Source organism: Desulfovibrio sp. ZJ369 (assembly GCF_011039085.1).
Taxonomy (GTDB): Bacteria; Desulfobacterota; Desulfovibrionia; order Desulfovibrionales; family Desulfovibrionaceae; genus Desulfovibrio.
In genome coordinates, this window is the sequence record NZ_JAAKEI010000004.1 from 24,915 (window position 1) to 37,433 (window position 12,519).

11 protein-coding genes, 1 tRNA gene and 1 pseudogene are annotated in these 12,519 nt (G+C 62.4%); 4 read left to right on the forward strand and 9 right to left on the reverse strand.

All coding sequences use genetic code 11. The features are described 5' to 3' along the window. Nucleotides 1-222 precede the first annotated feature (222 nt). Nucleotides 223-2,472: a catalase HPII gene (gene katE / locus G7Y51_RS02065; protein ID WP_165174764.1), complete on the forward strand. Its 2,250-nt coding sequence runs from the start codon at nt 223-225 to the stop codon at nt 2,470-2,472. Between the two features lie 124 nt (nt 2,473-2,596). Here the strand turns inward: katE and G7Y51_RS02070 are convergent. The 9 genes and pseudogenes from G7Y51_RS02070 to G7Y51_RS02110 form a co-directional block, all read right to left on the reverse strand. Then, nucleotides 2,597-2,672 (reverse strand) — tRNA-Thr (locus G7Y51_RS02070). 340 nt (nt 2,673-3,012) lie between these two features. Next, nucleotides 3,013-3,393: a hypothetical protein gene (locus G7Y51_RS02075; RefSeq protein ID WP_165174765.1), complete on the reverse strand. Its 381-nt coding sequence runs from the start codon at nt 3,391-3,393 to the stop codon at nt 3,013-3,015. Between the two features lie 130 nt (nt 3,394-3,523). Next, on the reverse strand, nt 3,524-4,501 hold the full coding sequence (gene gluQRS / locus G7Y51_RS02080) for a tRNA glutamyl-Q(34) synthetase GluQRS (protein ID WP_165174766.1): 978 nt from the start codon (nt 4,499-4,501) through the stop codon (nt 3,524-3,526). Between the two features lie 3 nt (nt 4,502-4,504). Next, nucleotides 4,505-5,017 (reverse strand): rhodanese family protein, encoded by a 513-nt coding sequence (locus G7Y51_RS02085; RefSeq protein WP_165174767.1) that lies wholly within the window; start codon nt 5,015-5,017, stop codon nt 4,505-4,507. A 9-nt stretch (nt 5,018-5,026) separates the two neighbouring features. Then, nucleotides 5,027-5,974 carry a C40 family peptidase gene (locus G7Y51_RS02090; RefSeq protein ID WP_241160098.1) on the reverse strand — a complete coding sequence of 316 codons (948 nt, stop codon included), beginning with the start codon at nt 5,972-5,974 and terminating at the stop codon, nt 5,027-5,029. A 153-nt stretch (nt 5,975-6,127) separates the two neighbouring features. Next, nucleotides 6,128-6,541 (reverse strand): flagellar basal body rod C-terminal domain-containing protein, encoded by a 414-nt coding sequence (locus G7Y51_RS02095; protein ID WP_165174768.1) that lies wholly within the window; start codon nt 6,539-6,541, stop codon nt 6,128-6,130. 303 nt (nt 6,542-6,844) lie between these two features. Further along, a pseudogene (gene folE2 / locus G7Y51_RS02100) lies at nt 6,845-7,618 on the reverse strand (GTP cyclohydrolase FolE2); the annotation flags it as partial. Further along, a complete protein-coding gene (gene nikR / locus G7Y51_RS02105) occupies nt 7,618-8,037 on the reverse strand; it encodes a nickel-responsive transcriptional regulator NikR (protein ID WP_165066720.1) in 420 nt (139 codons plus the stop codon). The gene nikR and the pseudogene folE2, both read right to left, overlap by 1 nt. A gap of 44 nt (nt 8,038-8,081) precedes the next feature. Next, entirely contained in the window at nt 8,082-8,795 is a 714-nt protein-coding gene (locus tag G7Y51_RS02110) for a 50S ribosomal protein L11 methyltransferase (protein WP_165174840.1), read from the reverse strand. 107 nt (nt 8,796-8,902) lie between these two features. Here G7Y51_RS02110 and G7Y51_RS02115 point away from each other — a divergent pair, with 107 nt between their 5' ends. Genes G7Y51_RS02115 through G7Y51_RS02125 form a run of 3 tightly spaced genes read left to right on the forward strand, consistent with a single transcriptional unit; the run spans nt 8,903 to nt 12,439 of the window. Next, nucleotides 8,903-9,391 carry a CvpA family protein gene (locus tag G7Y51_RS02115; protein WP_165174841.1) on the forward strand — a complete coding sequence of 163 codons (489 nt, stop codon included), beginning with the start codon at nt 8,903-8,905 and terminating at the stop codon, nt 9,389-9,391. 31 nt (nt 9,392-9,422) lie between these two features. Then, on the forward strand, nt 9,423-10,226 hold the full coding sequence (mazG, locus tag G7Y51_RS02120; RefSeq protein ID WP_165174769.1) for a nucleoside triphosphate pyrophosphohydrolase: 804 nt from the start codon (nt 9,423-9,425) through the stop codon (nt 10,224-10,226). 14 nt (nt 10,227-10,240) lie between these two features. Further along, complete coding sequence (locus G7Y51_RS02125; protein ID WP_206214227.1) at nt 10,241-12,439, forward strand: hypothetical protein; 2,199 nt, start codon at nt 10,241-10,243, stop codon at nt 12,437-12,439. The last annotated feature ends 80 nt before the right edge of the window (nt 12,440-12,519 follow it).

Genomic DNA, 12,519 nt, shown 5'->3' on the forward strand with positions numbered 1-12,519 from the left:
TTCACAAGGGCTTTACCGGCTCTGTTTCTCTTCTTTTCCGGCTGTCTGCCACAGTGCAAGGCAACCTTTACGCGCCTGCGACTCTCAGGGCATGTCCCTGTGACGGCAAGAGCTGAGCCGAATTCCGTCTGTTGCAAAAAAAAGCACACGATCTCCTTGCTATTTTAATCATATTGTCTATAGTTATATGTAATTCTATTTTACTATACCAAGGAGAACCGCATGTCCCATTCCAAAAAAGATCCGCATTCCGCGCCGTTTACGGATCCCACGGCCGCTGAACCGCACTATGACGATATAATTGATAAAAACGTCATTATGACGGATCCCGCGCCAACGCCGCCCAATAAAGAGCCCATGAACGCAGGCAGCATGAAAACCCCCGACAACGTCACGGCAAAGACCAAAGATCTGGACCTGTTCCGCGTCACTGCCGAAGGCATGGACATGACCACGGAGAGGGGTACGAAAATCTCCAACAATCAAAGCATGTTGGGCGTCGGCACGCGCGGCCCCAAACTTTTTGAGGATTTCATGTATACCGAAAAGCTCGCGCATTTCGGCCGCGAGCGCATTCCCGAACGCGTGGTGCATGCCCGGGGTACGGGCGCGCACGGCTATTTTCAGGTATACAAGCCCCTGTCCAAAATTTGCAAAGCGCACTTCCTGAATCACCCTGAGGAGAAAACGCCGGTCTTTGTGCGCTTTTCCGAGGTGCAGGGATTCCGGGGCGTTGCGGATACGGTGCGCGACATCCGCGGCTTTGCCGTCAAATTCTACACCAGGGAAGGCAACCTGGATCTGGTCGGCAACGACACGCCGGTCTTCTTCATTCAGGATCCCATAAAGTTTCCCGATTTCGTCCATGCCCTGAAGCCGGAACCGCACAATGAGGTGCCCCAGGGGCAAAGCGCGCACGATACCTTCTGGGACTATATCTCGCTGCAGCCGGAAACCCTGCACAATACCATGTGGAACATGTCCGACCGGGGCATACCGCGCAGTTACCGCATGATTGAAGGCTTCGGCATCCACAGCTTCCGCATGGTCAATGAAGACGGCCAGAGCTGCTTTGTGCGCTTCCACTGGAAGCCGCTCTGCGGCGCCGCCTCCCTGATCTGGGATGAAGCCCAACTGATCATGGGCCGCGATCCGGATTTCCACCGCAAGGATTTATGGCAGGCCATTGAAGCGGGCGACTATCCGGAATGGGAGCTGGGTCTGCAAATTATCCCTGAAGAAGACGTGGACACCTTTGACTTCGACATCCTGGACCCCACCAAATTGATTCCCGAAGCCCTGGTTCCCGTGCAACTCGTGGGCAAGATGACCCTGAACCGCAACCCGGACAACTTTTTCGCGGAAGTCGAGCAGTCGGCCTTCTGCCCGGCGAACATTGTTCCGGGCATTGAGTTCTCGGACGATCCCCTGCTCCAGGGCCGCATTTTCGCCTATGTGGATACCCAGCAACACCGCCTGGGCGGCCCCAACTTCAACGAGCTGCCCATCAACCGCCCGCTGTGCCCGGTGAGAAATCACCATCGCGACGGCTTTCACCGGATGAAGATCGAGCCAGGCGCCAATTACGAGCCCAACTCGATCAGCGGCAACTGGCCGCGTGAAGTGCCCGATGCTCCGGCCGGCGGCGGCTTCAAAACCTGTCCCGAACAGGTGGAGGGCAAAAAAGTCCGTCAGCGCAGCGAATCCTTCGGCGAATACTATGCCCAGCCGCGCCTTTTCTGGCTGAGCCAGACCAGGCCGGAGCAGATGCATATCATCGACGCTTTCAGCTTTGAGCTGAGCAAGGTCATGCGGCCGTACATCCGCGAGCGGGTCGTGGATCTGCTCACGCGCATCGACCCGGATCTGGCATCGGGTGTGGCCAAAAATCTCGGCATTGAGCTGACCAAAGAACAGTTGAGCCGCGAACTGCCCAAGCCGGTCAACGGCATTACAAGCGATCCGGCCTTGAGCCTGTACGCGCGGGGCAAGCAAGTGCTCAGATCCCGGATCGTGGCCCTGCTGATCGCCGACGGCGTGAGCGGCAAATCGGTTGAAGCCATTTGCGCGGCGCTGCAAAAGGAAGGCGTCCACCCGCAATTCTGCGCCCCGCGCATGGGCATGATCAAGACTGCCGAAGGAAAAGTGATCCAGGCCGCGGGCACTTTTCAAACCCACCCTTCTGTGCTGGTGGACGCGGTTCTCGTGCCCGACGGTGATGCAAGCGTGCAGATGCTTATGCGCGATGGCCTTGCCCTGCATTATCTGCGCCAGTCCTTCAAGCACCTCAAGGTTATCGGCTTGCACGGCAAGGCCGGAAACATGCTTAAAGCCGCGGGCCTTGAAAACAGGCAGGATGAAGGCGTCGTAACCGCGGGCAAGGCTCAGGATCTTATGCAGGCCTTCCTGAAAGGCATGAGCAAGCATCGGATTTGGGCCCGTGAAGCCGCATTGGGAGACTTTGCGGCTTGACCTCGCGCAAGCTCGCGCACTGAGCATCACGGCTGGAAAAGCGGCTCCATTTCCCAGTCTTTGCCGCACAATGCTGAACAAAAAGAACCTGTGCGCTTTTTCAGCACACAGGTTCTTGAATTTGTGGAGCCGCCTGTCAGATTTGAACTGACGATCTGCTGATTACGAATCAGCCGCTCTACCAGCTGAGCCAAGGCGGCATGGAAAAACTTTTTAGAGCATTTTCAAAGTGAAAATGCTCTGCTGACGCGAAAGCGGCAGCCGCCGCAACGCGGCGTACATTCAGGCGAAAACCGCGTTTTTCGCCTGAATGCCACCTTTGACTTTCATAAAAAGTCAAAGGTAATCTGCTCTAGAACCAAGGAGCGAAAGGCGAAAACCGTATTTGCCATTTGCTCGGCAACATGCGGAGTATTTTACTTTACTCCCTCTCCTCACTCCAAGGGCTTATAAGTACGCATCGGCTGCTTTGCCTGAACAAGGTAAGCCAACACCCGGTTTCTATTGCCAAAAAAGTCCCGCGCTGTCAAGCTGCCGGGTTCAACTCCGCTCCAGAATCAGCGGTATGGCGTGCAGTTCCCGGCTGATTTCCTCAGTGGGCCCGAGACTCCAGCGCATATCGCTCTCAGGCCAGCCCAGGCGCGTGGCCACGGCTTTGGCCACGCCCGCCACGTTGAGCACGGGATGGCGCTGAAATACATCGGGCAGACCATAGGTCAGATTGCAGGCCAGGCATTTGCCGGGCCGCTGCCGCAGTTCAAAAGCCAGCAAGGCGCGCGTGGGCGAGATCTCGCGGCTGACCAGCCGGATGTCGTACGCGCCTTCTTCAGCGCCGCCGAACAAGGCGTCGAAAAAAGCATCAGTGCGCTCGGTCGGAAAAATTTCGTCCAGAAAGGCCTGATCAAGCGGTTGCGAAGACATAACAACTCCCAATGAGGATTCGCGCCTGCACGGCATTTTCGCATAGAGCATCTGCAAGGGCGGCCCGCGCCCGATCTGCCGTAAGGCCCCGGCAGACCACCCGGCTTCCGGAGAGCGCGGGCAGCCGATCTCAGGGGATCAGGCCGCGCAGGTCATGCTCTTCCAGGCGCAGATCCTGCCTGGGCAGACGCGCGGGGCTGAAGAGCGGCAGCAACTCAGCCGGGGACATGGGTCGCCCCGCCGGGTTGAGCCCGGCCAGTCTGCCGAGCAGACCGGTGACCTGCCGCGGATCTGCGCCCTTTTCCCGCAAGGCCCGCAGAGCAAGGCTGTGGTGACGTTTGGCCAACCGCTCTCCCCCGCTGTCCAGCAGCAGGGGAACATGCAGATAGGAAGGTGGAGCATAGCCCAACAGCCGCAAAAGGGCAATCTGGCGAGGCGTGGAAGGCAGAATATCGCGCCCGCGCACCACCTGGGTCACGCCCATCAGCGCATCGTCCACAGCCACGGCCAATTGATAGGCCACCACCCCGTCGGAACGACACAGCGCGAAATCGCCGCCGCAGTCCGCCAATCGGAAATTTTGCGGCCCTTGCAGCCCGTCTTCAAAGACGATGGCCTGATCCGGGCAACGCAGGCGCAACGCGGCTTTGCGGCCGGATCGCAAGGCCGCGGCCCGCTGTTCCGGGCTCAAATCGCGGCAGGTGCCGGGATAGGGCGCGCCCGCATCTCCGGGATGCGGCGCGGCGGCCAGCAGACGCAATTCCTTGCGGGTGCAGAAACAGGGGTAGGTCAGTCCGGCGGCTTGCAGCCGGGCCAGGGCCTGCGTATAGAAATCACCGCGTCGGCTCTGCTCGTACGGCCCGGCAGGCCCCCCCAGATCCGGACCCTGATCCCAGTCCAGGCCCAGCCAGCGCAGGTCTTCCAGAATGGCGGAAGCATATTCCGGCCGGGAACGCTGGGGATCGATGTCCTCCTGACGCAGAATCAGCAGGCCGTTTTGGGCGCGCGCAGCCAGCCAGGCCAGCAGAAAGGCCCAGGCATTGCCGAGATGCAGGTAGCCTGTGGGGCTCGGCGCCAGCCGCCCGCAGATCCGGACGGGCAGGCACATGGGCTATTTTTTATTCCAGGGCATGGCCGAAAGCAACAGGCCAAACCCGCAAAAGCCGGTCAGGCCCGCAAAGACCAGCCCCGCGCCGACCAAAGCCGTGAGCCAGATCATGGGCGGCCAGAAAAACACGCCCGCAAGGCCCAGGAGCACCAGAGATCCCGCGCCGATCTGGATCTGGCGGAAGATGGGCATGGCTTGATGCCCCCGTTCCACGGGCAGACCGGCCCTGGCCCAGGCGCTGACCCCGCCGTCCAGTTGCCACGCCGGGCCCGCGGCCAGTTTTTCCAGTTGATCGCTCTGTGCGCTCGTGCGCTTGCCGGAATGGCAGGTGAAGACAATGGGCAGCTTTTCATCGGCAGGCGGCAGGGGCGCCCATTTGATCACCGAGAGCGGGACCACTTCCGCGCCGGGCACGCGCACGGAGATCACTTCATCGGGCTCGCGGATGTCCACCAGGCGGATTTTTCCTTCCCGCAGCTTTTGAAAAGCGTCAGCCGGACTGAGAAGAGGCAGCATGGCCTGCACCTACGATCTTTTGGCCCGGCTTTTGGAGCCGGAACTTTTTTTGCTTTTGCCGGCCGTATGCGCTGCCACTTTGCGTGATGTGCTTTTGCGTGAGGCGGAAACTTTGGCTTTTTTGCCCTTGGCAGCAGCCACGGCTTTTGTCTGGCCCGTTTTGGAAACAGCGGCCTTGCCGCTCACGACTGCCGTGCCGCGCCGGGACCTTTCCTTGCCGGCCACCTGCACGGTCTTGCTGCGCGAGGCGCGGCGGGTCGTGACGCTGCGCCGCGTTTTGCCCGCTTTTTTCTGCACGGACAACTCGCGCACGGCCTTTTCCTCAGCATAATCGGTGAGGCGGCTTTCGGCCTGGGCCAGAAGATTTTCGTCGGCTTCAAGCTTGACGCGGCGCGCGCTCAGAAAGGTCTTGCTGAAATAGGGATCGTCCAGGGAACTGATCTTCACCGAGCTGCGACGGCGCGGGCTGTGGATAAATTTGCCCTCGCCCACATAAATGCCGGTGTGATAGCCGCGCCGGGGATGGCGAAAAGCCACAATGTCGCCCGCGCGCATCTCTTCCACCTTATTGATGCGCTCTCCTACCACAGACTGCTCGCGCGCGGTGCGCGGCAACGTTACGCCCACACTTTTGTACGCCCAGCTCACAAAACCAGAGCAGTCAAAGCCGCCCGGACCTGAGCCGCCGCGCACATACGGAGTGCCGATGGCCGATCTGGCCTTGCTGAGCACTTGCTGCCCGGCCCGGGCCTGCTCTTTTTCAAGCGCGACCTCGTAAGAGTGGCGGAAGCGCTCGACGCGCAGGCTTTCATCCGTTGAACTCTGCCTGGCCGCGCATCCGAAAGCCAGCCCGCACCCTATAATCAACGCGCACAATTTCAAACGCGTGCCCATCCGCACTCCATCCCTGGTGGTGACTGCCTGACCGCCCTGACGGCGCAGGCAGGAAAAGATCAATATCGCTGCCTTCACGCTCCGGCCCGCCCTGCTCCGTTTGTGACGCCGCCGCGCCGCGTGGGGGCGACGGAGCTCCCGCTTCATCCGGATTCCGGACCAAAGTCCCGGCAAACAAAAGACGGGCAAAGCAGCCCATCAGTCTGAAAAGCCGCGTCAGGCTTTCATATCCAAAAGCGTTCCCAGCATGGCGTCCCCGCTGCGCATGACCTGGGCATTGGCCTCATAGGTCCGCTGCGTGGCGATCATCTGCGTCATTTCGCGAGCCAAATCCGTTCCGCTCGGCTGCACGGCTTCGGGCAACAGGCCAAGAGCCGCGCCCCGCAGTGATGCCGAATCCGTAAGGCCCAGCGCATCCGGGCCCTCAACCGCCCCGGCAAGCCCGGAGCCTTGAAAAACAGCATCCAACTGCACGCCCCGGCCTTGCGGGCCGGTGGCGTACGCCGCGCGTTGGGGCTCAAAGCCCGCTGTATTCACGTTGGCCACATTATGCGCCGTCACGGCCATGCCCCGGGAATGGGCATTCATGGCCGACGCGGCGATGTTCATGCCTGCGGAAATGCTGCTCATCGCATATACCTTGGGGGCGTTTGTAGCATAAAAAAACCTGAGTGCAAAACGCTTTTTTTGCGCTCCTTGCCCGGCACTACACTGCGGACAGGCTTTTCATGTACTGCAACGCTTTGCCCGGCCCCTGTGACAGAGCATTCTCTGCAAGAAAAAAAGACGCTGCGGCAAAAAAATTTACTCCGGCCCGCACCGGAATCTCTTCAAAAAGGCGTGCTATGAGTTCTGCTTCGGCTGTCCGCGCTGCGGGTTGCGTCTGCGACCCGGCGGACAGGACGAGGCTTGCCGTGCAGAGGGCTGCCGCGCCTCTTTCAAGCGGCGCTCAATGCGGGCAAAGGCATTGTGGTTGTGAATGGATTCCATGCTTTCCACTTCCACGCGGAACCACTCCACATGCTCGTGGCCGGAAAGTTTCTGGGCCACAGTGCGCACCACGTCCTCCACAAAGGCAGGATGGGCGAAGGCATGTTCGGTGACAAGCTTCTCGTCCTCGCGCTTGAGCAGGGTAAATACGGCCGAGGAGCCGGATTCCTCGGCTATCTCGATAAATTCCTCAAGCCAGGCGAAATCGGTCATCCGCACGCTCATGCGCACAATGGCGCGCTGGCTGTGCGCGCCTTCTTTGCTGATGGCCTTGGAGCAGGGGCAAACCGTCATCACCGGCACATCCACATCCAGCAGGAAGGATTGGCCGTGCTCGTCCAGCTCGCCGGTAATGCGGCACTCATAGGCCACCGCGCTTTTGCTGCCGGAAGCCGGGGCCGCTTTGCGCATGAAATAGGGAAAACAAAAGCGCGCCCAGGCCCGCCGCGCGCCCAGGCGCGACTTGAGGTTTTCCAGAAAGCGCCGCACGGACTGATAGCCGAGTTCCTCATTCCACCCTTCAAGGGCCTCCACAAAGCGGCTCATATGCGTGCCTTTGAAGGACGAAGGCAGATCCACGCCCAAATCCACCGTGGCCACGGTGTGCTGGCCGCCCTGGGAACGATCCCGCACCAGCAGCGGGAGCTTGAGCTCGCGCACGCCGACCCTGTCAATGCTCAGGGGCACGGTGGGGGCATGGCTTTGTACGTCTTCCATCATGCCAGATCCTGTCCGGTAGTGGTCACGCTGAACGTGCCGTGCTTGACCCCCCGGCAGGAGATCAGCCTTTCGGCCAGGGCGCGCACGCGCGCGGCCTCGCCCTTGAGCACCAGCACTTCCAGGCAGTTGTAATGATCCAGATGCACATGCAGGGTGGTCACAATAATCTCGTGGTCGTCATGCTGCATGCGCATCAGCCGCCGGGCCAGATCGTTTTTGTGGTGATCGTAGACCAGGGTCAGCGTGCCCGCGCCCTGCCCCTCTGACGTCTGCCATGCCTCCTGCACCAGAGCCTTGCGGATCAGATCCCGGATGGCTTCCGAACGATTGGAGTAGCCTTTGGATTTGCAGAGTTTATCGAACGGCTCAAGCAATGCCTCATCCAGAGAGACGCCGAAGCGCGCCAGTTTGCCCATAACACAGCCCTTGGCAGTTAAAAAAAGTCGGCCCGCGCCGGGACTCAACGGACCCGACGCCGGATTTCCCAGACCTGCACGGTCACAGGCACAGGCTGGGCATAGAGAGGCTCCACCTGCGCGGCATGAACACGACGCCCCTGCCAGCCGCCGTGGTGCAGGGCATGCAGAAAAGCCTCGTACACCGCGCGGCCCGGTTCGGCCACCCAGGCCGCGCCGTCCGGGGCCAGAGCGTGCTGCAAAAAACGCAGCACCGGCGTCACGAAACGCGTTTCATACATGATGTCGCCGCCCCAGATCCTGGCCATGCTCCCGGCCCTGACCGCGGGCCGGCGCCAATCCATGAGCGTCCAGAGCGGCTGCGGCACCTGATTGAGCCGGGCATTCTGCCGGGCAAAGCCCAGGGCCGCTTCCTCATAATCCACGGCCGTGACCCGCGCCCCGAGCCACTGGCCCACCAGGGCGGTAAGGCCCAGGCCGCAGCCCAAGTCAAGGCAGGCGCGGCCCGCAATTTCCTCCCGCCGCAGGGCAAGCCATTCGGCCAGGGCCACGCTGGAGGGCCAGAGTTCCGTCCAGTAGGGCAGGCGCTCATCTTCAAAATTGCGGGGGTCGTCGGTCATGGCGTCCCACAACTGTTCCAGATCCGCGGCCCGCGCCAATTCCCAGGATCGCCCGCAGGCGCGCACGCAAATGCGCGGCGCATACGCGTCGAGGCCGGAACCTCCGGCACTGTTTTTTTGATCCGGGAGCGTGCGCATCACGCCCGGAATATAGACCAATGCCCGCGGGCTGTACAGCAGCGGCCGGATTGTCTCGCGGCATGGCTTCTGCTATGGTGGGACGCATTCCACGGCAGGGAGAGCGCATGGGGCAGGATATTTTCGATCTGATCATCATTCTGGCGCTGGTCTATTTCGCGGGGCGGGGCTTTATTCACGGATTTGTGGGCGAGGTGGCCGGCATTGTCTCCCTGGTGGGAGGATTCTGGGCCGCGCGCGCCTATCACCCTCTGCTCTCCCCGCATCTCACGGCTATCGCCGATCCCGCCTGGCGGACCATTGCCGCCTATGTGCTCATTTTTCTGGCAGTGATCCTCGGGGTGGCCGTGCTGGCCCGCCTGCTGCAAAAAATTCTCTCTTTTTCCTTTGTCTCCTGGGCGGACAGGCTGGCGGGCGGCCTGCTGGGCCTGGCCAAAGGCGTGTTGCTCTGCGCCCTGGTGCTGTTGATTCTGCAAAAGTTCTTTCACGCTGCGCCGTTCATGCAGAACTCCCGCACCCTGCCTTATTTCAACGCCCTGATCCAGCAGGTGCGCGGCTGGCTGCCGCCGGATCTGCTCGCCCGGCTTGGCTTGTAATCACGGAACATCAGCACAGGAAAGCTTGATCATGGAAAAAACCGCCCTTGAGGAACTGCAGAACGTTATCGACACGCTTACAGCCCCTGACGGCTGCCCCTGGGACAAGGAGCAGACGCCGGAAAGCCTGGCCGACTATATTATTGAGGAAAGTCACGAGCTGGTCAGCGCCATCCGCTCCGGCAACGTGGCCGAAATCTGTGAAGAACTGGGCGATGTGGCGTTTTTGCTGCTCTTTGTCGCCCGTTTGTACCAAAAACGCGGCAATTTCAGTTTTGACGACGCCTTGAACCGGAACCGGGCCAAGATGATTCGCCGTCATCCGCACGTTTTCGGGGACACGGTCTTCAAGAATCTGGACGAGCAACTCCAAACCTGGGAGCAGATCAAGCGCGCGGAGCACGCCGGGGGGCCGGATGCGCCGCGCGGTCTCTATGACAGCCTGCCTGCCAGCCTGCCGTCGCTGCTCAAGGCCTACCGCATCCATTCCAAGGCCGCGCGGGTCGGCTTTACCTGGCCTGAGGACGAGGAAGTGGAACAACAGGTGGAGGCCGAGTGGCTGGAATGGCTCGACGCCTCGGCCAACGGCGATCCGGAGGCCCAGAAACACGAACTGGGCGATCTGCTCTTCAGCATCACGGAGCTGGGTCGCCGCAAGGGCATCAAGGCCAGCGAGGCCCTGGACCTTGCCGCCCGGCGGTTTTTGCGCCGTTTTGCACGCATGGAGGAACTGGCCCGCGAGCAGGGACGGGATTTTACGGCCCTTTCCCTGGATGAAAAAGATGAGCTGTGGAATCTGGCCAAGGCGGAGGAAAAGCCCGCCTCCACCGTCTGACGGAGATAACGCCCATGCCGCCCCACGCACTGCGACGCAAGCGCGGCCTTGCGCTCCTGCGCAGACCGCCCTTCGCCCTGCTCGTCCTTCTGCTCGCCTTGTGTCTGTTCACGGGCTGCGCCTCAGCGCGCCGGGCAACGCAACAAGGTTCTCTTTCCGGACAGGCAGGCCAGCATGTGCAGACGGAAGAGCACGCAAACGCCGGGACGGGCAGCGCATTGCCCAGGGCCGACCCCGGCTATCTGCAATGGCTTGAACGGCAATCCATGCTGGGCGCGGCGCCCGGATTCACTGCCCAAGTTTCCGGCACGGAACGAATCTGGCGCAACAGCGCCGCGGCCCGGCGAATGCCGCTGCTGCTGCGGGCCGCGCCCAACTGGCTGGCCGTCAATCCCCATCTGGTGAACGCCGCGCAGCCCATGTTCCGGGCCCTGGACGCGCGACATTTCACGGAATTTCTGAACCAGGCGGGTCTGAACGGCCTCTTTCTGGCCCCCACCGGAGAGCGCGGCGACATCTGGATCAGGAACACTCCGCCCTCTGCCAGAGGGGAAAACGTCACTTCCCTGAATTTTGATCCGGCCCTGGGAGATGACGCGGATTTTGAGAAATTGGCCGGGCGGCTGGAGCAGGCGCAAATCCAGCTGGGCGGCGAGCTGCCTCCGGCAGCCACCGGCCTGGGGCCGGACTTCTTTCTCCAGGCCCGGCGGGCCTCACGTTTTGACGGCCTGTACGCCATGATTGCCGTGCCCCGGAAAGACTGGGAACTGTTGCCCAAAGCGCCGGACGAATGGGAATGCCTGCCGTTGCGGCCCCAGGCAGCCCACGCGCTGGCAGAGCGCGGCATTCTGCCCCCGGCCATGAGCAGGGACAATCTGCCCTGGGCCACGCCCGGCGGCTGGGCCGCCACGGGCGAAGTGCGCGGCGCGGACGGGCAGATCCGCCGCTGGGTCTACCGCTACAACGGCAGCGTGTTGCGGCCGGTGCTGCTCTGGCAGGATCCTTCGGGCCAGGCCCGGCGCATTTTCTCCGCCGCCGTGATCCGGCATACCGGCCTGCAACGGCAAACCCTGGCGGGTCTCAGGCTTGAGGCGCTCATGGGCCTGGATGTGCCGCCCGTACCTGCGGAATCCGCGCCAACGGCTTTTGATAAAACGGCTTTGCACGCTTTATGGACAGCCCGGCTCCCCCACCTGACGCCCGGCCTGGAAGCCCTGGACGACGCCGCGCGCGAAGTGCACCGCTACGGCGGCTGGGCCATGCAGGACGACGTGCTGCCGCCCTCGCTCACTCCGGCCGTGCTGGCCACGGCCGTGGATTTCACGCGCGACACGATCACCGCTCCGGCAACGGCCTATGCGCTGCTCAGCGGGGATGTTGGCCCGCTCAACGCCCTGCTGCGCGCCTCGCTGGCCGCCCATGTGGATCACAGCCGCCTGGCGCGCGGTCTGCATGACTGGCAGGTTGTGGATTGGCGGCCTTTGCTGGATCTGCCTCAGGGCCGGGAACTGGCGCGAAACGCGCAAACGCTTGCCAAAGCCCGGCCGGAAGAACTGCGCCTCCGGATCACGCCCGCCTCACTGGCCGCCGCAAGCCTTGGCCTGGATGCCGCTGCGGCAGCCCGGCCGGAAAACGCGCCGGCGCTGCGCAGGGCCTGCCTGCTGCTGCTCGGCTGGCGCATGGGTTTGCCGGGCCTGGCCTTTATCGGCCCGCAGGAGCTGACCGGCGCGCTCAATCTGCCGCAGCCCCCGGCCGGACTGCCGACCGGTCCGGGCAGCGTGCCGCTCTGGGGCGAGAGCCTGAGCAGCGGCACGGCGGGCGCACCGCCAGCGCCCCTGGCCTTCGGCACGCTGGAAGAACAATGGACCGACAGCCGCAGTTTTTTGCAGGAAGCGGCGCGCCTGCTGCGGGCCCGGCATCAGGCAGGTCTGGCCCAGGGCACATTGCTGGCCGTGCTGCCCGGGCCGCCGGGCTGCCTGGCTGTGCTCAGCTCCCTGCCCGATGGTGGCTGGTGGCTGCTGGCGGCCAACTTTTCCGCGCAGAAACGCGCCGTTCCGCTTTCTTTGCCCGCGGGAATTCAGGCGCGCGCGGCCCGCGACATGGGCGACGGCACAGCCGTGACGCTCAGCGGGCGTACGCTTGAGATCGAACTTGACGCCCGCGAGGCCAGACATGTGCTGCTTGCGGGCCCGGCGCGCGGCGGCGACGGTTAACCACGTTGCAACGCCGCCGCACGGAAAAAGACAGCTTTGCAGCAGACGGCAGTGTACTGAGGGCTGACCCTGGAGAACTT

Excerpts from the sequence above, each read along its gene's own strand:
- katE (WP_165174764.1), top strand. The coding sequence starts at position 223 with ATGTCCCATTCCAAAAAAGATCCGCATTCCGCGCCGTTTACGGATCCC.
- G7Y51_RS02075 (WP_165174765.1), bottom strand. The coding sequence starts at position 3,393 with ATGTCTTCGCAACCGCTTGATCAGGCCTTTCTGGACGAAATTTTTCCG.
- gluQRS (WP_165174766.1), bottom strand. The coding sequence starts at position 4,501 with ATGTGCCTGCCCGTCCGGATCTGCGGGCGGCTGGCGCCGAGCCCCACA.
- G7Y51_RS02085 (WP_165174767.1), bottom strand. The coding sequence starts at position 5,017 with ATGCTGCCTCTTCTCAGTCCGGCTGACGCTTTTCAAAAGCTGCGGGAA.
- G7Y51_RS02095 (WP_165174768.1), bottom strand. The coding sequence starts at position 6,541 with ATGAGCAGCATTTCCGCAGGCATGAACATCGCCGCGTCGGCCATGAAT.
- nikR (WP_165066720.1), bottom strand. The coding sequence starts at position 8,037 with ATGGGCAAACTGGCGCGCTTCGGCGTCTCTCTGGATGAGGCATTGCTT.
- G7Y51_RS02110 (WP_165174840.1), bottom strand. The coding sequence starts at position 8,795 with ATGCGCACGCTCCCGGATCAAAAAAACAGTGCCGGAGGTTCCGGCCTC.
- G7Y51_RS02115 (WP_165174841.1), top strand. The coding sequence starts at position 8,903 with ATGGGGCAGGATATTTTCGATCTGATCATCATTCTGGCGCTGGTCTAT.
- mazG (WP_165174769.1), top strand. The coding sequence starts at position 9,423 with ATGGAAAAAACCGCCCTTGAGGAACTGCAGAACGTTATCGACACGCTT.
- G7Y51_RS02125 (WP_206214227.1), top strand. The coding sequence starts at position 10,241 with ATGCCGCCCCACGCACTGCGACGCAAGCGCGGCCTTGCGCTCCTGCGC.